Source organism: Porphyromonas sp. HMSC065F10 (assembly GCF_001808555.1).
Taxonomy (GTDB): Bacteria; Bacteroidota; Bacteroidia; order Bacteroidales; family Porphyromonadaceae; genus Porphyromonas_A.
Map to the genome: position 1 here is coordinate 26,619 of NZ_KV793779.1, position 22,520 is coordinate 49,138.

Consider the following 22,520-nt stretch of genomic DNA (forward strand, 5'->3'; position numbering starts at 1 on the left):
TAATTATGTCAGATCAAGATACAACAGCCACTCCATCGGCACCGGTTCCGCCCCAAGGGGAGACGACACCGCAGGACTCGGCCTTTGTGAGAGAGGGACTCTCGCGCATCCTTGCCAGTCGTGTGCCACCGCACAATCTTGAGCTGGAGCGTACCGTGCTCGGCGCACTGATCCTTGAGCGGTCGGCTTTTGCCCAGGTCGATGAGGTCTTGGTAAAGGACTGCTTCTACGACCCCAAGAATGCGATGATCTTCGAGGCTATCCAGCAGCTGACTCTGGAGGACAGCCCGGTGGACACGCAGACGGTGGTGGAGAAGCTGAAGCTCAATGGCACGCTTCGCTCTGTCGGGGGGATGGGCTATATCGCGACGCTCGCCTCGATCGTCAATAGCACTGCCGACCTACCATACCATGCGCGCATCCTTTACGATAAGATGGTGCAGCGCAACCTTATCTCCTTCGGTAACCGAGTGATCCAAAACTCCTTTGACGAGGAGATCGAGGTAGGAGACCTCTTGCAGGACTCTGAGCAGGAGCTCTTCAATATTTCTCAGGGTATCAATAGCAACGAGATGAAGACCATCAAGGAGCTTTTGCCCAATACCCTGCAGGAGATCCGTAACGCTGCCGAGAGGAAGGATGGTATGAGCGGCGTGAATACCGGCTTCCGGGACTTGGATGAGATCACCTTTGGCTGGCAACCTACGGACCTGGTGATCCTTGCCGCCCGTCCGGCGATGGGGAAGACCGCTTTTGCCCTCTCGATGGCGCTCAATATGGCCTTGGACTACAAGGTGCCTGTCGCATTCTTCTCCCTCGAGATGGGAGAGGATCAGCTGACCAAGCGACTTATCTCGATGCACACCTCTATCCCCAATGAGGACATCAAGAGAGGGACCCTCACGGATGAGCAGATGCATACGCTCTTCTATGGTCTGGGACCAATGGAGGAGGCGCCTATCATTATCGATGATACGGCAAGTATTTCGATCTTTGACCTGCGGTCGCGAGTTCGTCGCTTAGTGCGCAAGCATCAGGTGCGGGTGGTCTTTATCGACTACCTGCAGCTGATGACGGCCAGTGGACTGAAGAATAATGCCAATCGCGAGCAGGAGGTGAGTACTATCTCCCGATCGCTAAAGCAACTCGCCAAGGAGCTAGGGATCACTATCATTGCCCTCTCGCAGCTCAATCGTGAGCTGGAGAAGCGGAATAAGGAGGGACGTCGGCCGCAGCTCTCGGACCTTCGTGAGTCGGGGGCCATCGAGCAGGATGCAGATATGGTCATCTTCATCCACCGCCCGGAGTACTACGGCATACTCACTGATGAGAATAATCGTGATATGAGAGGCTTGGCACAGGTCATTATCGCCAAGCACCGTAATGGCCGGGTGGGGGATGTCTACCTACGCTTTGAGGGTGATCTCATCCGCTTCTCCTCTGCGCTGGATAGCAATATCAATGACGACTACCAGTCGACCTTCTCCTCGAGTCTCAATGGGCCGTCTGTTGATGACCCGCTCTCGGGAGGTGGTTTCCCCGATGATCAGGGAGGGTTTACGATGTAATGACTGATTGGAAATGGGTAAGAATACTAAGATTCAAGAATTTTTAATCGAAAACATAGATTACGATATGAGTATGATGAAAGAATTCAAGGAGTTTGCCATGCGTGGTAACGTCCTTGATATGGCTGTTGGTGTCATCGTCGGTGGCGCCTTCGGTAAGATCGTTTCCTCCTTTGTGGATGACGTGCTGATGCCTCCCCTTGGGATGCTCCTCGGGAAGGTGAATTTCTCTGACCTCAAGCTTGTCCTCAGTCCCGCCACTATGGGTACTGATGGCGAGATCCTGAAGCCGGAGTCAGCTATTATGTATGGACAATTCATCCAGACGGTGGTAGACTTCTTGATCATCGCTTGGGCGATCTTCCTGATGGTCAAGACGGTCAATAGCTTCAAGCGCAAGGAGGCTGAGAAGCCTGCTGAGCCGGCTCCTACACCGGAGGATATCCAGCTGCTCCGTGAGATCCGTGATGAGCTGAAGAAGAAGTAATCTCGCTCTCTGCTCAGACTAATGCAAAAGAGGCTGCGTGCTCAATAGCACGCAGCCTCTTTTGCTAAATATAGAGGAATGATCTACGGATCAGCTATCAGAGGGCACTCTTGACAGCCTCTACCCAGCGGTCGATACGCTCGTCGGTGAGGTCATCCTGATTGTCCTCGTCCAGGCAGCAGCCTACCAGCTTGCCACCCTCCTCGGCACGGCTGGCCTCGTACTCGTAGCCATCCTTGCTGATCGCACCTACAAAGGTGCAGCCGCTGTTGCTGAGCTCTTCCTTGAGGATACCCACAGCATCGCAGAAGGTATCTCCGTAGCCCTCGCTGTCGCCGCATCCGAAGAGGGCAACCTTCTTGCCGGAGAGATCCTGGTCAGCGATGTCTCCGATGAGGTCGGACCAGTCGTCCTGCAGCTCACCGTCATCCCAGGTGCTGCTTCCGAAGATCAGCAGGTCGTAGTTGGCTACGTCCTCTGCATCGAAGTCAGAAGCGTCACGTACGTCATCAGCAGCGACACCAAACTTCTCGGCGATGCGGTCAGCGATGTCTTTGGTGGTTCCGGTAGAGGAACCGTAAACAATGATAGTTTTCATATAAGGTGATTATAACTAGTAGTAATACACTCGGACAAATATAGAAAGTAGTTTTGACATAGCCAATCCTCTGGCTCGAATATTTAGCCCAATCTACAGTCTGGCTCTTATTCTGAGAAGTCAAGTAGGACGACCTGATAAGGCTCTATAGTCAGGTCAAATGCTTTCTTAAGGGGTAGGCTGATTTCCTCCTCCGTGCGTACGTAGCTGTAGTAGCGTGACAAGTCGGCCGTAGTGGTCGGGGGCTCCGGAGTGAAGCGCACCATGGTCACTCTCTTGACACTTTGCCGCTTCCCTGTGACCCTTACCCTGTAGGTAAGTGGGTGGCGGGTGAGATTGACCCCGCGGAGGTAGTAGTGCTTTCGCTCCTTGTCAGAGGTAAGGGAGAGACAGATGTCATCGTGGTCATCTATCTCGTGTACCGCATCTCCTCTGGTCCGCTGGAATTGCGACACAAAGTCGTACAGTAAGGTCGGGTGATAGTGCGCCCCTCGTACCAGTATGAGAGGATGATCAGATGGATCGGTTGAGAGCAGCGGTGCGATACCGACTCCCTCAAGCAGAGGGGTGTGCCTCTCCGAGTCTATCAGGAAAGCTGCTCGCTGTGCCAGGGGTGGTAGAAAGACGGCAAGCGACTCCGGATCAGCGAAGGTGGCTTCGCCGATCATCATCTGTTGCCGCTTGGTCTGTAGCTTCCTATTCGCCTCGGGAATGAGATTGATCAAGTGTGGGTCCTTGATCGCCGTGAGTGCCAAGTCAAATGCGTAGTCGCTATAGTGGGTGGTAGAGTCTACGAGTGGTCCGGCGGAGACTAAATTATCCTGGCCGATGCTCGCCGCAAAGATCTTGAAGCGCCGCTTGTACTCCTCTGAAGTGAGCCCATAGCCGATCTGAACTAAGAGCTTAGGATTCATTGCCAAGCGCGAGAGATACTTTGTCCTCTCGCCTATCTCGGCGACATCCTCGTATCGCGGTGTGGCAGATGGATCAGTGATCCCGGCATTAGCAATGACCATAGGACGGGCACTGAGTAGCTCTGATACCTTGATGAGCTTAGAGATCCCAAAGTCCCCGGTGTACTCTGTTCCTCCCAAGGTCCAGATCGAGAGAGTATCCTGATGACCATAGTGGGGAGTGGGGTAGCTCCCGGGGTAATAGCCATTCGCAGTTCTGCCACCTGGAAACCTCACGAAGTCGGGATCAAGCCCTCTCAGGAGCTTCATGAGCGCATTTGGCAGCGGGACCTCCGGATCGGACTGTGGCTCTTTCCTCGTGAGCCATAGTTCATCGAGGGAGACATAGCCCCTCGGCTGGGTGTAGCCCATCCCCTCATCCGTGCGCCGGATGGGTCGAGACTCTATCATCAAGTAGGCGGAGTCCGTCGCAGTGGTGATCTGCAGCTCCACATCCTGACGGCTCCAGTAGACGTCACCACGTATGGAGGTCTCGGTGGAGACTTTTTTGGGGGACAGTGTGTCCCTCACTAAGGAGACCCTTGCCTCCGCCAAGTCGCTGCTGACATAGCAGCTAAGACTATACCGCTCACCATCCTTTACCTCCAGTGGGAAGAGTGTGCTTATGATCCTGCATGGGACAGAGTCGGTGTCCTTGGGGCGAAAGGTCAGGTAGTGAGAGGACTCCTTGTAAAAGGTCCTGCCCTCGCTAAGGGTTATCTCCCCGCTTTGAGCTCCCCATCCGTAGAGCGAAGTGGGAGTGGGGTAGTAGGTCTTGTACCCGTTGGGGGTGATGAGTGTTGATGTGGATGTATTGTAGCTGCAGTGCAGAAGAGGTGGAGCCAACTCAAATCCTGCATTCGGGATGAGGTTAGGGGTAAGGAGGTCTTTCCCACCGCACCCGACGTCCAGAGTGATCCCCATACGAAGAGGCTCCTCCGAGATCACCGGCAGGTCTGTGTCTATCACTATCTCACTGAGAGGCGGGCGGTGTGATTGACAGCCTCCTCCTGTGGCGATGAGTACCGCACCTAAGAGGAGAGAAGAGAAGAGTGACTTACCCCTTGATCTTATCATGGACCTAAAGCGATCCCACGAGAGCCACGAGAGGCAGGTCGACCGCCAGGGTGATAAGGATCACCATTAGGATGCTGCTGTATGCCTGCTTCGTTTCGCTCCCCCTGACACGCTGATAGACCATAGTCAGGGCAGCAACGACCGGTCCCACCATCAGGAGCAGGCAGAGAGCCATATGTGACCTGACTGCCCCACGCATAGCAGTGACAGCAATAGCCCCATCGGATCCATTGAGGGTAGAGATGAGGGCGTTGACCGGATCACTCGGCCCCACGAGGACAAAGACCAGTACCCCGAGCATCACCAGCCCCAGGATGTTGATCACGTAAGCGAATGTGGTGATCCGCCCGGGCTCGCACCGCAACAGTGAGCGGAAGGCCTCACCGGCAATGAGACAGACAAAGGGGGCTACTACAAGGGATGGCGCAGGATCGCTTGTGCCGGAGGCGAGGTTGTAGACAAGGGCTGAGACGATCGTCAGTAGAGCGAGACCCTCGGTAGACAAGTGCCCTAGGCTGTACCTCATCCCCGAGGACTTTTTCTCATCCATCAGGGTCACCACGCCCCAGGGTATCAGCGTCAGGAGGCATCCCCACAGACCACGGCCGGACCATCGTCCTGACTCAGGCGTTAGCCAGTGGCACTCGCCCGGAATGGTTGCGGAAAGGGCTACGAGCAATACGCCGAGGACAACTGATGCAATCGGTATCCACAGCCGACCTCTCACCCCGGACCGGCTCCCGAGGAGACCCCATAGGAGCATGGCAAGTGACGGGATGACTACTCCTCCGGCCCCTACCGACAGACCGGTGAGAGCCAGGAATACACCACAGAGTAGTATGGGGCCTACCGGATGCCTCCTCTCACTTGTCATCATATCGTGGCATACCATCAGCGCAAGGGTCCCAAAGAGAGCACCCGGCATGGCCGGCCCCCCGGTGATGATGAAGTAGTGAAAGAATGGAGTGGCAATGAGGAAGAAGAGCGCCACTCGAGCAATGGGTCGGCTGCGGTCTCTACAGACAAAGATGAAGAAAAAGACCCCGAGCAGTATCGTTGCCAGCAGGGTCGGTATCCGAAGTGCTGCTGTCGATACCTGCTCGTCACTATTATCTATCACTCTGTGCATCAGGAGTACCGAGCCCTCGTATATCGGTGAAGTTGTCCGTGTGAGGAGATCGGCAGTCGTCAGCTCCCCCTTGCGGTCCAAGCGACACAATTGCTCTACTTGCCCGGCTACTATCTCCTCCCTCGGTGTCGTACTTCCCAGCCCGTAGAGGCTGAAGAGTCCCAGTAGGACCATCACCAAGAGGTACAGCAGTAGGTCTCTCCTCCCATGGAGGAGTGCTACCACACGTGATCTTCTTCGTCTCATGGCATTACGGCTTAGTATGTATATGGATCTTGCACTCTACCGCCACCGGACGACCGATGGCACTCTCCTCATCCGACCTGAGGGCCGATCTCGTCTGGCTGACCAGCTTGTCCCCGGGCACGGTGAGGCTGTAGTAGAGCACCTGTCTCATCCGGGATATTTGACCCGGTGTGAAGCGGTCGTTGTAGGAGACCTCGTAGTCCATGAGGTTGTAGGAAATCTGATTAAATCGCCCATCGCAGAGGTCTCTCGTCAGGAGGGTGGAGAGGACGGACTGCAGTGTGGAGCCTTGGCTTGACTCAAGAGCAGCGATCTGCTCACTCATCACCTTATTGTAAGCGATCCGATTGTAGGAGGGCGTATCCTCGACATAGTCGCTGTCGATGCACTCCTTAGTGAGCTGCAGGGCACTCGTCTCTCCCTCAGCCTTTTTCTCCGCAAAGACATGTCCCAGACCGAGGTAGTGCCCTAGCTCGTGAGCAAGCGTTACAGCTGCCGGTGTGAGATCCCCATGGATCTTGCTGATCGACTGAGTCTCCTTGACTCGGTTCTCAAACTGCTGGTAATTCAGCACAATGCAGTGATTGTAGTTGTCAAATCCCTTTATCGCTCTGTCAAATGTACCGAGTCCCTCCATCTTATGCTCCGTGACGAGATAGGGCATATGGGAGATCCCGAGAGTGATCTGCCCCACATCCTTACCGGGCTTGAAGGGGAAGACATAGACGTTGATGTAACTGCTGATCGGGAAGCTCATCGAGTGGTAGATGCCGCCCTTCTTATCCTGCATCACAGCAGTCGGATCGAGAGCCCGCTCCGTCATGTCGTGTGAGGTGATGCCTGATGGGGATAGTCGCTTGCCATCCGGATCTTTTGTGGCTAAGACAAAGCGGATCCTGGAGTTCGTCAAGCCGATCCTATTGTATCCCTTCCCCATCATTACTCTCTTGGGGTTTGGCGGATTGCCGGAGTAGAGCTGATTGACCTGCTCGACCAGTCGCTGGAGGGATTCCCCGTTTACTTTAGTGTAGTCGTTATTGGGATCGTTGTCGTTATTCTGAGCATCTTTCTTGGCAATATCCTCGGGGTTGGTGATGACGTGGAAGATCAGCGGGATCTCGTACATCACGCTGTCAATGGCAAAGTTCTGATCGCGACCCAGCTGATGGACCTTGATGCTCACTCTGTCCTTCTCCCCCTCCTCGTCCTCGGCTATGACAAAGGCTATCTCACCGACCCGCTCCTTGTCGGAGAGATTGGGGCGTACATTGATGGTCACCTTATTCCGACTTCTGCCGGCGGGTAGGTTGGCCGAGAGCCAGTCGGTTTCCGTTACGGGGACAAACTTCCGGTCAGAGGATATGATCACCTTTAGTGTATCACCCTCGGCGGCAATGTTTTGGAAGTCCGTCTTGTTGCTCTTCAGCGGTCCGATCGTATCGAACGGGTGGCAGCCGGAGAGTAGGGCGATGACTCCACCGAGGATGATGGCGAGGTAGATATATATAGGGTGCTTAGAGGTCATATGTCAAGCCTTCATTTCCGAGGCTAAAGTTACCCATTTTTCGGCAGACACTCTTTCCACCGGGCGCCTGCATCATCGTGCTGAGCAGGTGAAAATGTGGGGCAAAACTAATACCGATATTAGGTGAGTCTTTTACCGGTATTAGTGTCATCTAATATCGGTAAAAGAAAAATCCCTGAGCCTGCAGGGTCGCTTACCTCTGATCCCCCGCTGCCGCACGCCGGTAGTAACGCTCTACCCAGTCAAATAAGCTGAGGTCGCAGCCGGTGATCTGCTCTGACTCATGAGCCGTGACGCCCTCCCTGGAACCGGGGCGGGAGACAGTTAGTCCGCTGGCGTAGGAGCCGGTGATTGAGGATTGACCCTCCTCGCTCTCGCAGCGGAGGAGCTGTCCCACCCTGCCGGACCCGCGGAACTCACACTTGCTTAGGTCTATGGAGGCCCCGCGACGAGCCAAGACACCGTAGTCCGGTCCCTTGCCCCTCACCTCCAGTGTGCAGTCAGTTATCGTGGCTGAGGTCATCCCTTTGGCATCGGGATAGCGCCCATCCAGATTGCCGTCCGTCTCTATGAGGCAGAGGTTTTCCTCCCCTCTCTCCCTGCTCTCCGAGCTATAGATGCCATAGAGGTGGCTGATGGTGCCGCAGTAGCCGTCCGTCAGATCGATCAGGTCATCCTCAGCACCTCTCACAAGGATCGTATGGGGGGATACTGTCCCGCCGAAGCACTCCAGTCCGTCATCTCCTGAGCTGAGGATCGCCACATGGTCGATCTTGGTGTCGGAGCCGACACCATTGAGCGTGAGTCCATTATGCTCTACATCTGCCCTCAGGCTTGCTCCGGGGCTATCGATGATCAGGTAGTGTATCTCGCCCGAGTCATCGCGAGGGACGTCTCCGCCATAGTATTGGTCGCGCTCCGCTTCATCAACCTCCGCCACCCGATGAGCAGCACCGCAGATGGGTGCCCTCCCATTGATGATCAGCCCTCCCCAGTAGCCGGGGAGATTGCATCCCTTGTCCGCACAGAGGACTACCGGCTCCTCAGCCGTACCGAGGATCCGTATCTTGGCCCCCTGCTCCACGAGGATGTACTTATCGAAGCCCGGCATTGAGGCGATCACCGTTCCCCGCTCTATTGTCAGTGTCGCTCCCTTTCGGACTCGAACTGTCCCCTCGAGGTGGTACCTCCCGGCGCTGAGCACAAAGTCCTCCGTGATGTCGCCGACGAGGATCGTTTCGCCACTCTCACCCTTAGGTAGGGTGTAGTCAGGATCCATCTTGCAACCGGCGAGGAGGATAAGTGCTGCCGTCAGCAGGCTAAGTGTATGGTAAGTCATAAGATCAGTCGGGAAGTGTATACCTAAAGCCTAACGTCAGCCTTGGTCCCTCGTAGGCGAGCTGGTAGAGGAAGTCTCCGGATCCCTGGTAGAGCCTTGTAGGGGTATTCAGCAGGTTGTCTCCACGGAAAGTGAGTGAGAAATGATCAGACAGCTTGGCATGCGCCTCCGTGGAGAGACGTAGGGATGAGCTCTCATAGAGATCATCTATAGCACTCTCACCCACACTGACACACCTATCTGAGGCGTATTCACCGGTGATCGTCACGCCCCATAGTTCGGTGGAGTAGTCTATGGCACTGCTGAGGCGATGATGCCCGATGCCTGGTAGGGGGATCCGCTCTCTACGGGCATGCTGCAGGGTCTCCACGGACGAGGTGTCCCACCCGGTCAGCCGGTACTCCATCCTCACACCGATCGGTCTTAGCAGAGGCGAGGAGAGGCGGCTGAGTCTGTAGATCGCCTCTATGGTCAGCCCGATCGTCTGCGCAAAGGGTGCATTACCCATTGTCTCCAGCGACCAGTGTCCATCCGTGGGTACAGCACTCTTTTGCCGTGGGATCACCTCACTGAAGTCTTCCTGTGTGAAGTCGGGATCTACATATCTGTAGAGGTAGTCATGCGATCCGATCCAGTCAAGCGAGGCAGAGAGGTGGTTTCCCTCCCACTCCCTACGGACTCCGGCGCTGGCAGACAGCCGATACTCGGGTCGCAGTTCCCTTCGTCCCATCTCCACGGTGTGGTCGGTACTCGAGTGCTTGTTGTAGGGGATCATCACCCTGTAGTCAGGCAACACTTGGTCGGTGGACAGAGAGACAAAGGAGAGCCATCTGCTCTCGGTCTTGTAATCAAGGGTTAGGTAGGGCAGCAGGGCGAAGTAGTGCTTGGTGCCGGAGACATCCTCGCCGGCTCTATTCTCTACTACCGTGTGACAGAGATAGCTAAGTCGATAGCCCCTGATGCCGCTGCCGAGCGTCAGGGAGAGCTGGTCGGGAAGCAGGTCTCGTTGCCACTTGACCAGACCATCAGCGCGCTCCGTCACTACGTCAAAGCTGGCCGGGAGATAGCTGGGGATATTGGGTGTGCGAGAGAATCTCTGCTCATCCCAAGTATCTAAGTCGTGTACATATCGGTGGTCGACCAAGGGGCCGAGGCAGTAGAGTACCCCTCTATCTCCGAGGTAGGAGGCTTCGGTGAGATCTCGCTTGGGCATTGAGGCAAAGGTGGGGAAGTGGGCGCTGAGCAGGGGATGGACCTTATCTGAAGTGTCGCTCTCTGATGCCTCCAGCCGTCTACCCGAGAGGAGTAGAGTCAGCTGCCCCTCTGCCACTTTGGCATTGAGCTTAGCCTTAGTGCCATAGCTCCTCTCCCCGAGGTGTGTGCTTTTCTCACTGATCTTGCGGAAGCCGTACGACCTCTCGCTTACCTCATCATACGATAGATGTGGCAGGTGCCCCTCTCTGATCTCCGTCCTGATCTCAGTATCCGGCAGGTGATGTGCAACCACCCGCTCATTGGGGCAGTCCTCCTCATGGTGCTGATGGTCAATCGACCAAGAGAGATGCGCTGAGGAGCTTGGCAGTCGGTGGTCACCGGAGAGAGTCAGCGTACCGGTCACTTTTTGCTTCAGTCGCCCGCCATCCCAGTTGGGGAATCGACCCGATAGAGCTCCTCCGGCTCGGGTTAGTCGCTCCAATTCTCCCGAGTAAGTGGTCTGACCCTCAGCCTCCAGAGGCACTATGTTATTGATCCCGAGGTGGTATCGCTGATCCCAAGTGTCCTGTAGCTTGAGTGTGCCACTGAGGTTGATCCTATCTCGCTCTGAGATGATCCAGCGGAGTGTACTCCCGGCACTAAGTCCCATCCGACGACTGACTGTCTGTCTCAGCTGATAGTTCCCGATATAGCGTCCCGGCAACCCCGTCGCCCAGGTTGCCCTCATCTCGTCATCCGTCTGCTTGCTATCCTGGTATGAGAGGTGGTAGCCCACTTGGAGCCTTGGGGTAAGAAGGGTGCTGTTACCGCAGAGGCTGACCCCGCCCATAGGATGCAACCGAGGGGCGATGATATCTCCTGTGGCGGAGAGACTGAGTCGAGTTGCTTCTTGTGCCGTAACGGCAAGAGGTAGTGCGAGAGTGAGGAGGACAGTGCCGATGAGTCTGCAGAGAGCGTGCTCCATTTCCCTAAGTATTCGTCTTGTCAAAAGTCGACTCGGAGTGTGCCACGTACCGCCCAGGGCGATCCCTGACTGTAGGCCCCCGGAGCGGTCAGACGGCGGTAGACATCAATGCGACCCAGCTTCAGGATATTCTCCAGCCCGAAGCCGAGCTCCACATAGCTCTGGTGGCGCATCTCTGTGGCTATCGTGGGAAGGATGAAAATGTCTGTCGCATGGGCTTGCTGATTGAGCTTCGATGTGTTGCCGTAGAGGTAATTAATGCTCCACACACCCCTTAGGCTTAGCTTATTCAGCAGGGGGATCCTATTTAGGATCAGCCCCCTCATATGCCACTGTGCGAAGAGTGTTGCCCACTCGTCTGCCACATACTCCAGTGGGTAGAGGATCTTAAATGCATTGTCGTGCAGGGTGAAGCCACGATTGGTCGGTGGTATGTAGAGGAGGGGGAAGGGGACTGTATTCCAGAGCTTCCCCACCGTCACTTGGTAGTCCATACGACCCCAGATGCCCATCGGCAGGCGTTGCTCCAGACGGATCTCCGTCCGGTGCCTAAGGTACTCCCCCCCGAGGACCCGTGCAGCAGTCTCGTGCTTCAGGAAGAGAACAGGGTACTCCCGCTTGATCAGATCCTTGAATGGCGAGTGGCGCTCCATCGAGCCGGGGCGGATGCGCTCTCCCGGTGCCCACCGAACCTCCACTCCGGCAGCGGCATCCGTGATGGACCACTGGCGTAGCAGGTCTCCATCCCGCTGAACCTTGAGGTACGGGAAGCCATGCTCCGCCGGCGTGTCGGTCACATGCTGCAGGTAGACACGGAGCGACAGCGTGGAGCCGTAGTCGTGGATGTACTGTATCTGCCAGATATTCCGATAGGACCGATTGGTGAGATAGGTGGTGCCAAAGTGGTAGTAGGTATTATCCTGCGGGTCGGTCGCATAGAGCTGACCAGGGGTAAAGAGGTCGTGGCTATAAGAGAATTGTAGCTCGTCCCTCGGAAACTCTTCCCGAAAGTACCCTTTAGGGAGAAATGACCAGATGACAGATAGGGAGTGCTTCAGCTCGTGATCCCTGAAGCCATAAGCGAGGTATCCCTCGAGGAAGAAGCGTGGGGAGATAAAGCCCGTTGTCCTCCCCCCAAGTCGCAGGCGGTTGCCCTCCACCTCATTGAATCCTATCATCTTAGTGATCGGACCAATGTCGAAGTAGCTCCCTCCGAAGAGTTTGTCTCTGTCGTACCGCGTCCTGATGTACCCGAGGGATATCATATCTGCTGCATCTAAGAGGAAGCGGTAGATAGGGATCGCCTTTACCTCTGCGAGGAAGTCCTTGAGCCCCTGATCAGAGGCGAGCATCCGCTCCGTCTCAGGTCGGTATCGGACTGCCGTGGTGTCGGAGGAGAGGTCAGTGATGGCCTGAGGTGCCGTGAAGAGTAGAGTGTCTGATCGGGCTATCGGCATCCCCGGGGTAACCACCTCTCGACCGCCGTAGTGTCTCGTCTGCTCCACGTAGAGGGAGAGCAGGCGCCAGTAGAGCCTAAAGGAGAGGCTGAGGGCCTCCTCGCTCACCTGCCTCTTGTCCGGCTGAGCGGGATCGTACTCCTGAGTGATCGAGAGAGCATCGACGAAATTGAGGTTGGTGGACTGAGGGACGATGAGCTCGCTCCTCAGTAAGCGTGGTGGATCGGTGACGGTGAAGTAGAGATGCCCTCGGAAGGTGGGGTCGCTCGGCACAAAGGGGAAGAAGGTGACCATCTGCGCCACCTGTCCACGCATAATGAGTGTATCGGTGAGGTAGTACTTATACTGGCTCAGCCCATCGGAGCTAAGGGGGCTAGCGAAGTGCGTCTGCAGTAGTCGGACGTCTCTGCCATAGAGGTCCACCTCAGGGAAGAGGTCCTCTATCGCCACGGTCATCGTCCCGTCATCAAGGGTCTGATCTAGCCCGGTGTGACGTGAGTAACGGATCACCTCTCGCCACTTCTTGTCCTCCACACTATATCCGTAGTCTGAGATCCGATCTCTTATGGAGAGGGGGAGTACCCACTTTCCATCAAGACGGGAGCGAGTAACGTACTTTGGGAAAAAGGGGAAGAGCGTATTGAGCCACTTTGCTTTTAGGTCAAAATTGGCAAGCGAGAGAGTCAGCCGATCGGCTCCTCTGAGGTGATAGCTGTAGTCTATGCTGTCTCGCCTATTGCGCTCACCCTCCATTGCATCCAGCACGAGGGTGATCGCAGGATTATCCTCCTTGCTGTACTTCCCCCTGGGGGTCTCGATGGTGATGTTGGGTATGGTGTAGAAGAGTGGCACAGAGTCCTGCTTTGTGATGGGGAGACTGTCTCTCGGAGCGGGGTATTCCCGGTGTGCCGCCATTATCTCTGCAGAGAGCAATGACGACATATGCGTGACGATAAGCGTCACTACGAGGGCTATGACTATTACCCGCCGCATGATGGACTATGTACCGGGCGGTCTGGGGCTATTCGGAGACCACCCGAAGGGTCTTCGAGAGGGGCTCTTTCTCTTTCTCCTCTCCGGTATCGCTGTTCTTCCCACCGAAGACCAGCTCAGCGATGAACCGATACTCTGGGGGTACACCCGCATCCTCACGCACTTGATTGTCATCGAGTCCGTTGTAGTGCTGGAGATTAGCACCGAAGCCAAGCTCAACCAGTCCCAGCCAAGCTGCATACTGATGTGAGCCCTGCACCTGCTCCGCCCAAAGGGGGAAATTGTGTGCATAGGCGGGGAAGCGCTCCTGCAGCGACTTGGTCACTTGCTCGTCGTCAAAGAAAAGGACCGTCCCTGCTGCATCACGAAACCCTTGGATCTTATCCGCTGTGCCATCGACATACTTCTCCTCACCGATTTTATCTATCAAGAGGGACTTGATCAGGTCCCAGTGGCGGTGGTGTGCCGGACCGGTGAGGAGGACCATACGAACCGGTTGGGAATTGAAGGCTGAGGGTGTGGTGAGGAGAATGCTCCCCAGCAACTCCTCGACCTTTTCTATCCCGTTCGGTAGGGAGCTATTGAGGTCGTACTGAGAGTGTCGGGTGAGGATAGGCTCCTCGCTCTGTATAAATCCTTTCATTTCTTTTTTCAAAGACGTTATTAACCTAAACTAGTATCACGCCGTTGGGGCTAATATGGGTCCGATGGTGGAGAGATCGGAGAAGTCTGAGGAGAGGAAGCGGCGTAGCCCATCGGAGTCTACCTGGCGAACGATCTCTCCGCGGTAGGCTATGGTGATCTCACCGCGCTCCTCGCTGACGATGATGACACGGGCATCCGATTGCTGACTTACGCCCAGACCGGAGCGGTGGCGGAGCCCCATCTCCTTTGGTAGGGAACTCCCGTGTGCGACAGGTAGGATGCAGGCAGCGGCGAGGATGCGCCGGTCGCGGATGATCATCGCCCCATCGTGGAGCGGAGAGCCCTCGTAGAATATGTTTTCAAGAAGTCGCGAATTGACGTCCGCATTCAGCAGTTCACCGGTGTGTGCAATTGGCGTTAGGTCGACGTTATTCTCAATGACGATCAGCGCCCCCACCTTTTTCTTTGCCATTCGGAGGCAGGCAAAGGTCATCATCGCGATGTACGAGGCCTCCTGTTGCTTGGCTTGGTCGCGCTTGCGCTGTCGGAAGATCTTCTCCGGGGAGAGCCACTTATTCGTCGATCCCAGCAGGGTGAGGAAGCGACGTATGTCGTCCTGAAAGAGGATCACCAGCACCAGCAGCCCCATCCCCATCATGTAGTCCATGATCCGACCCATGAGGCGCATGCTTAGGATGCGGGAAAAGAGTACCCACATCATCACAAAGGTGATGATACCCACGAGGAGCGTACTATTGCCCCCCTTGCGGAGCGCCTTGAAGAGGTAGTAGAGTAGGACGCTAAAGAGAAGTATGTCGAGTACGTCGACGATATTAAAGGACAGCCACTCCATAGTATATTAGGGTGCTACTTAGTCGACCGGCTTGGCATCCTCGGTGGTGAGCCGGCGGAGTTCCTGATACATACGGACGCACTCTACGCACTCCCGCACATCATGCACCCGCAGAATGTGTGCGCCATGGAGGAGGGAGTAGGTATTGAGGAAGGTGGTGCCATTGAGTGCCTCAAAGGGGGTGTGACCAAAGAGCTTATAGATCATACTCTTCCGGCTGATGCCCACAAGGAGCGGGTAGCCAAGGTCGATCCACTTGTCGAGATCAGCCATCATCTCCCAATTTTGCTCCGTATTCTTTGAGAAGCCAAAGCCCGGGTCAAGGATAATATTTTCGTCTCTCATACCCAGCTCCCGAGCTTTCTGCAGCTGTCCGAGGAGCTCCTCTATGGCCCCGTCAGCGACACGGCCATCGTAGTGGAGGAGCTTCTGCATAGTCTTGGGCGTCCCCCTCATATGCATCAGGATATAGGGAACGTCAAGCTGTGCTGCTGTAGGGAGCATCTCCGGATCGATCAAGCCACCGGATATGTCGTTGATGATATCGGCATCGCCCTCCTCGATACACCTGCGAGCCACCTCTCCGCGGAACGTGTCCACGCTCACGATCACATCGGGGTAGTGATGGCGGATGGCGGTGAGTACCTCACGTAGTCGGCGCCACTCCTCCTCAGGGGAGACATCGTCCGCATCGGGGCGGGAGGAGTAGCCTCCCACATCAATGATCTTGGCGCCCTCAGCGATGATCTTGTCGATACGCTCCTCGACAGCTTCCTCCCCTTGGATGCGGCTCCCGGCATAGAAGGAGTCTGGCGTATGATTGAGGATGCCCATGACGACAGGCTCCTCTGTGAGATCTAGGACTTGTCCCCTGACACGTAGAGTGCAGTGCTGATCGGACTTCATGATAGGTAGGTCTATTAGTTAACTTATGACTAAGGGGCGACCTCTTGTGTCGCTCACAGAGCAAATCTAACTCTTTCCGCTCGGCTCCACAAGATCAAGCACATTCACCTTTCTGCCCCTTGCTGAGAAGTGCAAGGATTGCAAAATTATGGATTTTTTTAATTAGGACAATTATTGTATTTTTGGACAAAAGAAGACCATATATATGATAGGAGCGATTATTGGAGATGTTGCTGGCTCATCCTATGAGTTTGACAACGATATGGAGCACTACGACCTTGACCTATTCCGTGAGGGGACGACCTTTACCGACGATACGGTCTGTACAATTGCTGTGGCGGATGCGATCCTGCACGGAAAGAGCTATGAGTCCTCGCTACTGGAGTGGTGCCATCGATATCCGGGGAGGGGATATGGAGGGCGTTTCCTCGGCTGGCTCCTCTCGGCTGCCCCTAAGCCCTATGGGAGCTATGGCAATGGCTCTGCGATGAGAGTATCGCCGGTGGGGTGGGCATTTGAGACCATAGAGAGTACCCGCGCCCAAGCAGAGTGTAGCGCTGAGCCTACACACAATCACCCTGAGGGGATCAAGGGGGCTCAGGTGATCGCTGAGGCAATCTTCCGTCTGAGGTGCGGTGAGTGGGACAAGATCCAGGAGCTCATTATCTCCTCGTATGGAGCCGACTATGAGAGTAATCTGCCGGCTGCTGGAGTCTTTGATGAAACGTGCCAGGGGTGTGTCCCTCTCGCACTGACGATACTGCTTCGGTCGACTGACTATGAGGATGCCATACGCTCCGCTATACACTATGGGGGTGACAGCGACACGTTGGCAGCAATTGTCGGCGGGATGGCGGAGGCCTACTATGGCGTGCCGGACGACTTGGTCGAGAAGGCACTCACCTACCTGCCCGATGAAATGTGTCGGGTCTATGAGGACTTCAGGAGCAAGTATATGCAGTAAACTCGCTCGGTCAAAGGGCAAGGGGTGGTAGCACTATGAGTGTGGTCTCGGGGTAGTGCTTTCGGAGGTAGTCCCTGAGGTACCGCTCTGTCTCCGCAGTGATGCGATCATCGGTAGAAACACCCTTATTATATACCAACATAGGAGTGGGGATGCCTCTATGGGCGAGTGCTTCCATACTCAGGAGGATGTGATTGATGCTTCCCAGCTTAGCCGTCCCGACCAGGATACAGGGGAGTCCCTCTCGAGCGATATAGTCAATATTTAGGAGGTCCTCGGTGAGGGGTACCATCAGCCCCCCGGCACCCTCAATTAGCACCTTGTCATACTCTCTCTCCAGCCGGTGAGTATTGGCTGTAGCCTTGTCGTATTCCGGCTCCCTGCCATCTATCGCCAGTGCCATATGAGGCGAGCAGGGATAGGAGTAAATGAGGCAGCAGGTAGTCCCGTCGAGATCCTCAGGCAGGAGAGTCCTCCTCTCGATCTGACGGTGAACTGTGATGTCCTCGGAGATGCCGTGATTGCCTGTCTGGATAAGCTTCTGAGTAATCACACTGACGCCATCATCAAGGAGTGCTTTGGAGATAAAACCGGTGGCAACTGTCTTACCGGCATCTGTATCAATGCCGGAGATGAAGTAGGTGCGGAGGGGAAGTAATTCTTTCATTTGTTATTTTCTCTTTTGCCATCCGGAGCCTCTCAGTCCCACGTAGGTGAGGGGTAAGGGGGCTTCGGGAGACAGATGTAAGTTGTTTCGATAGGAGTGCTCCAGCTCTACGAGTCGCCGTGGCGTCCAGAGACCACCCGAGGAGAGGCTATTGGTGCCGGTGTCGCGTAGGTGGCTCAGCAGTCGGATAAGGGTGGGGAAGTGGAGCGTCCGGCGCTGCTCAATAAGCCGGATCTCCACGAAGCCTGTTTCCTCCATGGCTCGCTCAATCTCACAACGAGATGGGTAGCGAAGCCCGGCTCCGGTGACTGCGGTGAGCTCCTGTAGGTTGCCGGGCAAAAAAGTGCTAAATATTAGCTGTCCACCATCTGCTAAGGCCTTATACGCCTTGGGGAAGAAAGCGAGCGGATCCTCCCACCACTGGATGCAGGAGGCGGATGCGACCACATCGCACTCTCCCGGCCACTCTATGACCTCAGCGTCACCGGGGTAGAAGAGAGCGTTGTCCCCGACCTTCTCTCTCAGAGGAGTCTCCATATCGGGTGAGAGATCGTTGCAGACCAGGTGGCAATGCGGTAGCCTCGCTCGAAGTAGCCCCGAGAGCAAGCCCGTCCCGCAGCCTATCTCCAGTACCGTCTCGCACTCTATCGGCTCAAGCATCTCTACCAGCTCCTCTGCTATGCCACGCTGTATCTCACCGCCAACCTCGTAAGTCGGTATGCATCTGGAGAAGTGATTGGCAATATTCTGCTTCCGTGCGGTTAGCAATTGAGTAGGTCTCTCCATGACTTGAAATGGTTTCTGAAGACCAAGTGTGGTGCTGATGGTAAAGTGGTGACCGCGATGCACCTCTCCGTCCAAAACAACCGCTGTCCGGCAGGAGGTATCACTAGGTCCTTCTCACCGATGAGGGCCTTAGTCCATGGCACTCGGCAGCTTGTAATAGACCCTCCGAGCTTCTCTACTCGGCGCAACTCCTCTCGGTAGGCGAGTGTCCCTCGGTGACCCGGCAGGGCGAGGAAGTCTGACATCTCCTTGCGGGAGAGACACATCTGACGGACGAAGTGGTGATACATCTCTTCATCCAATGACGATGCCATCTGTCGGTAGTCTGCTTCCCTGATGCCATAGCGGTCGGAGATCAGTGCAGGAGTGCCACAGACGGCGATCGCTCTCTCCGGGGTTGGGTAGCAGTCTCGGTAGTACTCTGCAGCCCACACGCCCATACTCCATGCCACTAAGTAAAGCCGATGGTAGTGCGTCAGGTCCGGCCACTGTATGGTGTCTCCTCCATAGTCCGATACCGACACGAGCGTCCACTCAGCGGGTAGCTCCATCCTATCAATGAGTGATAGCGGAGCACCCCAGCCACTGAAGTAGAGAAGGGCAGTCCCTGATGCTGTCCCCCTGTGCCTAATCCTCACATCCATCGCTTCATCACCTCCGCTATGTGATCGATCTCCTCGGCATTCATCGCACTTGTGAGCGAGAGCCTGAGACGCTCTGTCCCGGTCGGTATGGTGGGCTTTCTGATAGGTCGTACGTAGAGTCCTTGCCGCCTAAAGTCCTCGGCAGCCTCTACCACCCGCTCTTCGCCGGGGATGACCAAGCTGATGATCTGACTCTCAAGCATACGTCCGATCCGGTCTCCCAGTCGTCGGATCATCTCTTGCAGGTGCTGACGCCGATCCTCCATTTCGCATACTTTTCTTAGGAGAAAGAGGGTCCACCCGACCATTATTGGGGGTAAGGCTGTGGTGTAGATCAGAGGTCGGGCCTGTGAGACGAGGAGTTCCCTTAGGCTCTCTGACTGCAGAGAAAAAGCGCCCACTGAGCCGAGTGCCTTCCCCAGAGTACCGATCAACACATCGACTTCACTGACGAGCCCCTTCTCCCGGCAGATCCCCAGACCACCTCCTCGGACGCCTACTGCGTGTGCCTCATCGACGTAGAGACACATAGAGGGAAAGTCTCGCTTTAGAGCTACGATTGCCTTAAGTGGGGCTTCGTCTCCGTCCATACTGTAGACGCTCTCCACCAAGACCCAGATGTGGCGGTACTCCCCCTCGTTTTTCTCTAATAGATTTCTCAGTCGGGATAAGTCATTGTGATCAAAGCGGGAAAATCTACAGCCGGATAGTCTCAGCCCCTCTACCATACTGGCATGGATCTGTCGGTCGGCGAGGAAGAGCGTCTCCCCATCGACGAGTGTGGGGATGATACCGCTATTGGCATCGTAGCCGCTCGTCCACACGAGTGCTGAGGGGACCTGATAGGCTGATGAGAGGTACTGCTCCAGATCATCGTAAGATGGGTCATTGCCTGTCAGCAGACGGGAGGAGGCGCTGCTCATCAGTGGGGAGTACTCCGGTGCCTCTCGGTATTCCTCTATCAAGTCGGGGATCTGCTGAAGTCCGAGGTAGTCGTTGCTGCATAAGTTGAGCAGCCTCTCTCCGTCCACTACGAGGTACTTGCCGTCCCTCTCGAAGTGTGGAAGTGTCCTGTAGGTGCCACCGGAGATGAGCCTCTGTAGTTTCTCTCTATACTCGATCATCTGTCATGCGCTCTGAGTACGTGTGAGAGGCCATCGATGAGTCGATCAAGCTGGTCGTCTGTGATCGCCATAAACTGCGGCTCCAAGTAAACTAATCTTCCGAAAGGTCTCACCCAGATGCCCTCCTCCACGAAGTCAGGGATCAGCCTCTCCATATCCACAGGCTCCTTCATCTCCACCACTCCGATGGCTCCCAAGCAGCGCACCTCGCGTACCCCACTCAGCTCCTGCAGTGGGGTGAGACCATCTCTCAGCTTCTGCTCGATATGACGCACACGTCCTCTCCAGTCTTGGCTAAGGAGAAGTTCGATGGAGGCCTTGCTCACGGCACACGCCATAGGATTGGCCATAAAGGTAGGACCGTGCATGAAGCAGCCCGCCTCTCCACTGCATATGGTATCTGCGATCTCTTGCGTTGTCACCGTGCAGGCGAGGGTCATGTAACCGCCTGTCATCGCCTTCCCGATCGTAATGATATCGGGCTTGATATCGGTGAAGTAGGTCGCCAGCAGCTCCCCTATTCTCCCGAAGCCGGTTGCTATCTCGTCAAAGATCAGCAGCAGGTCGTACTCGTCACAGAGTGCCCTCAGCCCCTCGAGGTACATGGGGTGGTAAAAGTACATGCCGCCTGCGCCCTGCACGATTGGCTCCACGATGATCCCCGCTAGCTCATCCCTATGCACCGCGACCAGCTCCCTCATCGGCCTGAGATCGTCTGGATCCCACTCGGCCCCAAAGGCGCATCTCGGCTGAGGGGCAAAGTAATGAGCCGGCAGGGTGCCACTAAAGAGACTGTGCATACTGGTGACCGGGTCGCAGACAGACATCGCATGCCAAGTATCCCCATGGTAGCCCCTGCTTATGGTAGCGAAGTGGGTGTGCCCTCGCCGCCCATGCGCCAGCTGGTACTGGATCGCCATCTTAAGTGCCACCTCGACCGATACCGAGCCACTGTCGGAGTAGAAGAGTCGGTCCATGCCCTCGGGAAGGATCCTCTCGACAAGCAACTTCCCCAGCTCCACAGCAGGGCGGTGTGTTAGCCCACCAAACATTATGTGCGCTAAGTGGTCTGCCTGCTCCGTGATGGCGCTCGTGAGAATAGGGTGGCTGTACCCATGGATCGCACACCACCAAGAGCTCATCCCATCGATAAGCTCCCTGCCATCCTCAAGGGTGATGACACAGCCCTTGGCTGAGGCGACAGGGTAGGTCTGCTGGGGATGAGTGGTGGAGGTGTAGGGGTGCCAGAGATGGGTTTGGTCCCACTCCAGTAGTTCGTCAGTCGTCATGAGAGTTCGTGATCCTTGCATTGTGGCAGCAAAGGTACCCAATCCCTCCCTCAATTGTCAGCAGATTTCCACCCCCGATTGAGTACGCAGGGGACTACCACTGACCTTATGACCCTTCACTGCTCCCTCTTATGACAGATGCATAGAGTGGGGTAGGAAGAGGGTTTCAAACCCTCAGAGACTCTCTGGAGAATCCGTTTTGCGCACACAGTTTACTGAGTATTTCATATGAGAAATGGTGTTACTCATCTCGGGGAATGCAGGTGAATTTCCTCCCAAAAGAGGCAAGGCCCCCACCGAATTCCTTGCCCATTTTGTCCGCCCTTCAAAGCTTGCCTTGCAATCCATACACCCTCAAGGAGTGCGACAAAAGGAGTCGGCTGAGCGACAAAACCGACGGCTGTTTCATCTCACGACCCGAAAGGGGTGAGACAAACCCAAGACCCACAGCTTAGAAGGCTGTTGACCTATTTTGATTCACGCACCTGCGAGGGGTGCGACTAGAGTACTCGCATAGGATTAACCCTATCCAGAAGTTTCAATTCACGCACCCGCGAGGGGTGCGACTCAGGAGCTTAGGGTCAAACTTGAGTATCGTGTAGTTTCAATTCACGCACCCGCGAGGGGTGCGACACAAGCTGATCGAGGAGCAACTGACCTACCAAGAGTTTCAATTCACGCACCCGCGAGGGGTGCGACCTGAGGTCAAGAGGGACTATCTGGCGTGTGAGACGTTTCAATTCACGCACCCGCGAGGGGTGCGACCAGGCGATCAAAAACTCTTGCCACGGCTCAAGGCGTTTCAATTCACGCACCCGCGAGGGGTGCGACCCAGAAGCGACGGTTACCCGTGGCATCTCGCAGTTTCAATTCACGCACCCGCGAGGGGTGCGACAGTGTCTCGTCCCATTTGCGTCCCCATCGTCTCAGTTTCAATTCACGCACCCGCGAGGGGTGCGACCAACCGGTCGGGCATCCCTCCCAGCTCGTAGGGTGTTTCAATTCACGCACCCGCGAGGGGTGCGACACACTACCGTCACCCCCATCTCCCTAAGGATTTGTTTCAATTCACGCACCCGCGAGGGGTGCGA

At 55.7% G+C, this 22,520-nt stretch carries 18 protein-coding genes and 1 CRISPR repeat array; of the genes, 3 read left to right on the forward strand and 15 right to left on the reverse strand.

The genetic code is table 11. From position 1 onward, the window contains the following. The first annotated feature begins 5 nt into the window (after positions 1-5). Entirely contained in the window at positions 6-1,568 is a 1,563-nt protein-coding gene (gene dnaB / locus HMPREF2890_RS04165; RefSeq protein ID WP_070465848.1) for a replicative DNA helicase, read from the forward strand. Between the two features lie 67 nt (positions 1,569-1,635). Continuing rightward, the gene (gene mscL / locus HMPREF2890_RS04170) at positions 1,636-2,055 is read left to right on the forward strand and encodes a large-conductance mechanosensitive channel protein MscL (protein ID WP_070465852.1); all 420 of its coding nucleotides are present in this window, start codon (positions 1,636-1,638) and stop codon (positions 2,053-2,055) included. Between the two features lie 97 nt (positions 2,056-2,152). On the opposite strand, the gene HMPREF2890_RS04175 is transcribed toward mscL, so the two are convergent. From HMPREF2890_RS04175 to folP, 10 genes are all read right to left on the reverse strand, one after another. Continuing rightward, positions 2,153-2,653 (reverse strand): flavodoxin, encoded by a 501-nt coding sequence (locus tag HMPREF2890_RS04175; RefSeq protein WP_070465855.1) that lies wholly within the window; start codon positions 2,651-2,653, stop codon positions 2,153-2,155. Positions 2,654-2,760: 107 nt separating this feature from the next. Further along, complete coding sequence (locus HMPREF2890_RS04180; protein ID WP_148130668.1) at positions 2,761-4,683, reverse strand: hypothetical protein; 1,923 nt, start codon at positions 4,681-4,683, stop codon at positions 2,761-2,763. A gap of 4 nt (positions 4,684-4,687) precedes the next feature. Beyond that, positions 4,688-6,058, reverse strand: a complete 1,371-nt coding sequence (locus HMPREF2890_RS04185; RefSeq protein WP_148130669.1) for an ArnT family glycosyltransferase — start codon at positions 6,056-6,058, stop codon at positions 4,688-4,690. Between the two features lie 4 nt (positions 6,059-6,062). Further along, positions 6,063-7,583: a zinc-dependent metalloproteinase lipoprotein gene (locus tag HMPREF2890_RS04190; RefSeq protein WP_070465863.1), complete on the reverse strand. Its 1,521-nt coding sequence runs from the start codon at positions 7,581-7,583 to the stop codon at positions 6,063-6,065. 193 nt (positions 7,584-7,776) lie between these two features. Beyond that, a complete protein-coding gene (locus HMPREF2890_RS04195; RefSeq protein WP_070465868.1) occupies positions 7,777-8,922 on the reverse strand; it encodes a hypothetical protein in 1,146 nt (381 codons plus the stop codon). 4 nt (positions 8,923-8,926) lie between these two features. Then, positions 8,927-11,101 (reverse strand): TonB-dependent receptor, encoded by a 2,175-nt coding sequence (locus HMPREF2890_RS04200; RefSeq protein WP_148130670.1) that lies wholly within the window; start codon positions 11,099-11,101, stop codon positions 8,927-8,929. Positions 11,102-11,121: 20 nt separating this feature from the next. Beyond that, positions 11,122-13,551, reverse strand: coding sequence for a DUF5686 family protein (locus tag HMPREF2890_RS04205; RefSeq protein ID WP_148130671.1), 2,430 nt, complete (start codon positions 13,549-13,551; stop codon positions 11,122-11,124). Positions 13,552-13,579: 28 nt separating this feature from the next. Continuing rightward, the gene (locus HMPREF2890_RS04210) at positions 13,580-14,194 is read right to left on the reverse strand and encodes a nitroreductase family protein (protein WP_070465876.1); all 615 of its coding nucleotides are present in this window, start codon (positions 14,192-14,194) and stop codon (positions 13,580-13,582) included. A gap of 36 nt (positions 14,195-14,230) precedes the next feature. Beyond that, on the reverse strand, positions 14,231-15,049 hold the full coding sequence (cdaA, locus tag HMPREF2890_RS04215; RefSeq protein ID WP_070465879.1) for a diadenylate cyclase CdaA: 819 nt from the start codon (positions 15,047-15,049) through the stop codon (positions 14,231-14,233). Between the two features lie 18 nt (positions 15,050-15,067). After that, entirely contained in the window at positions 15,068-15,955 is an 888-nt protein-coding gene (gene folP / locus HMPREF2890_RS04220; protein WP_070465883.1) for a dihydropteroate synthase, read from the reverse strand. Positions 15,956-16,160: 205 nt separating this feature from the next. On the opposite strand from folP, the gene HMPREF2890_RS04225 reads away from it, so the two are divergent. Beyond that, on the forward strand, positions 16,161-16,919 hold the full coding sequence (locus tag HMPREF2890_RS04225; RefSeq protein WP_070465886.1) for an ADP-ribosylglycohydrolase family protein: 759 nt from the start codon (positions 16,161-16,163) through the stop codon (positions 16,917-16,919). Positions 16,920-16,929: 10 nt separating this feature from the next. Here HMPREF2890_RS04225 and bioD read toward each other — a convergent pair whose 3' ends face one another. The 5 genes from bioD to bioA are packed head-to-tail and all read right to left on the reverse strand — an operon-like array spanning position 16,930 to position 21,429. After that, positions 16,930-17,586 carry a dethiobiotin synthase gene (bioD, locus tag HMPREF2890_RS04230; RefSeq protein ID WP_070465890.1) on the reverse strand — a complete coding sequence of 219 codons (657 nt, stop codon included), beginning with the start codon at positions 17,584-17,586 and terminating at the stop codon, positions 16,930-16,932. Positions 17,587-17,589: 3 nt separating this feature from the next. Next, positions 17,590-18,372 carry a methyltransferase domain-containing protein gene (locus tag HMPREF2890_RS04235; protein WP_083289792.1) on the reverse strand — a complete coding sequence of 261 codons (783 nt, stop codon included), beginning with the start codon at positions 18,370-18,372 and terminating at the stop codon, positions 17,590-17,592. Beyond that, positions 18,348-19,016: a pimeloyl-ACP methyl esterase BioG family protein gene (locus HMPREF2890_RS04240; protein WP_070465898.1), complete on the reverse strand. Its 669-nt coding sequence runs from the start codon at positions 19,014-19,016 to the stop codon at positions 18,348-18,350. The genes HMPREF2890_RS04235 and HMPREF2890_RS04240 overlap by 25 nt, the downstream gene beginning before the upstream one ends. Continuing rightward, positions 19,007-20,140, reverse strand: coding sequence for an aminotransferase class I/II-fold pyridoxal phosphate-dependent enzyme (locus HMPREF2890_RS04245; protein WP_070465899.1), 1,134 nt, complete (start codon positions 20,138-20,140; stop codon positions 19,007-19,009). The genes HMPREF2890_RS04240 and HMPREF2890_RS04245 overlap by 10 nt, the downstream gene beginning before the upstream one ends. Then, positions 20,137-21,429, reverse strand: a complete 1,293-nt coding sequence (gene bioA, locus HMPREF2890_RS04250; protein WP_070465901.1) for an adenosylmethionine--8-amino-7-oxononanoate transaminase — start codon at positions 21,427-21,429, stop codon at positions 20,137-20,139. Before bioA ends, HMPREF2890_RS04245 begins: the two co-directional genes overlap by 4 nt. A 401-nt stretch (positions 21,430-21,830) precedes the next feature. After that, positions 21,831-22,519: a CRISPR direct-repeat array (repeat unit 30 nt; unit sequence GTTTCAATTCACGCACCCGCGAGGGGTGCG). Position 22,520: the final 1 nt, after the last annotated feature.

Excerpts from the sequence above, each read along its gene's own strand:
- HMPREF2890_RS04235 (WP_083289792.1), bottom strand. The coding sequence starts at position 18,372 with ATGGAGAGACCTACTCAATTGCTAACCGCACGGAAGCAGAATATTGCC.
- HMPREF2890_RS04205 (WP_148130671.1), bottom strand. The coding sequence starts at position 13,551 with ATGCGGCGGGTAATAGTCATAGCCCTCGTAGTGACGCTTATCGTCACG.
- bioA (WP_070465901.1), bottom strand. The coding sequence starts at position 21,429 with ATGACGACTGACGAACTACTGGAGTGGGACCAAACCCATCTCTGGCAC.
- HMPREF2890_RS04225 (WP_070465886.1), top strand. The coding sequence starts at position 16,161 with ATGATAGGAGCGATTATTGGAGATGTTGCTGGCTCATCCTATGAGTTT.
- folP (WP_070465883.1), bottom strand. The coding sequence starts at position 15,955 with ATGAAGTCCGATCAGCACTGCACTCTACGTGTCAGGGGACAAGTCCTA.
- HMPREF2890_RS04190 (WP_070465863.1), bottom strand. The coding sequence starts at position 7,583 with ATGACCTCTAAGCACCCTATATATATCTACCTCGCCATCATCCTCGGT.
- HMPREF2890_RS04175 (WP_070465855.1), bottom strand. The coding sequence starts at position 2,653 with ATGAAAACTATCATTGTTTACGGTTCCTCTACCGGAACCACCAAAGAC.
- HMPREF2890_RS04245 (WP_070465899.1), bottom strand. The coding sequence starts at position 20,140 with ATGATCGAGTATAGAGAGAAACTACAGAGGCTCATCTCCGGTGGCACC.
- bioD (WP_070465890.1), bottom strand. The coding sequence starts at position 17,586 with ATGAAAGAATTACTTCCCCTCCGCACCTACTTCATCTCCGGCATTGAT.
- HMPREF2890_RS04185 (WP_148130669.1), bottom strand. The coding sequence starts at position 6,058 with ATGAGACGAAGAAGATCACGTGTGGTAGCACTCCTCCATGGGAGGAGA.
- HMPREF2890_RS04240 (WP_070465898.1), bottom strand. The coding sequence starts at position 19,016 with ATGGATGTGAGGATTAGGCACAGGGGGACAGCATCAGGGACTGCCCTT.
- HMPREF2890_RS04200 (WP_148130670.1), bottom strand. The coding sequence starts at position 11,101 with ATGGAGCACGCTCTCTGCAGACTCATCGGCACTGTCCTCCTCACTCTC.
- HMPREF2890_RS04195 (WP_070465868.1), bottom strand. The coding sequence starts at position 8,922 with ATGACTTACCATACACTTAGCCTGCTGACGGCAGCACTTATCCTCCTC.
- cdaA (WP_070465879.1), bottom strand. The coding sequence starts at position 15,049 with ATGGAGTGGCTGTCCTTTAATATCGTCGACGTACTCGACATACTTCTC.
- mscL (WP_070465852.1), top strand. The coding sequence starts at position 1,636 with ATGAGTATGATGAAAGAATTCAAGGAGTTTGCCATGCGTGGTAACGTC.
- HMPREF2890_RS04180 (WP_148130668.1), bottom strand. The coding sequence starts at position 4,683 with ATGATAAGATCAAGGGGTAAGTCACTCTTCTCTTCTCTCCTCTTAGGT.
- HMPREF2890_RS04210 (WP_070465876.1), bottom strand. The coding sequence starts at position 14,194 with ATGAAAGGATTTATACAGAGCGAGGAGCCTATCCTCACCCGACACTCT.
- dnaB (WP_070465848.1), top strand. The coding sequence starts at position 6 with ATGTCAGATCAAGATACAACAGCCACTCCATCGGCACCGGTTCCGCCC.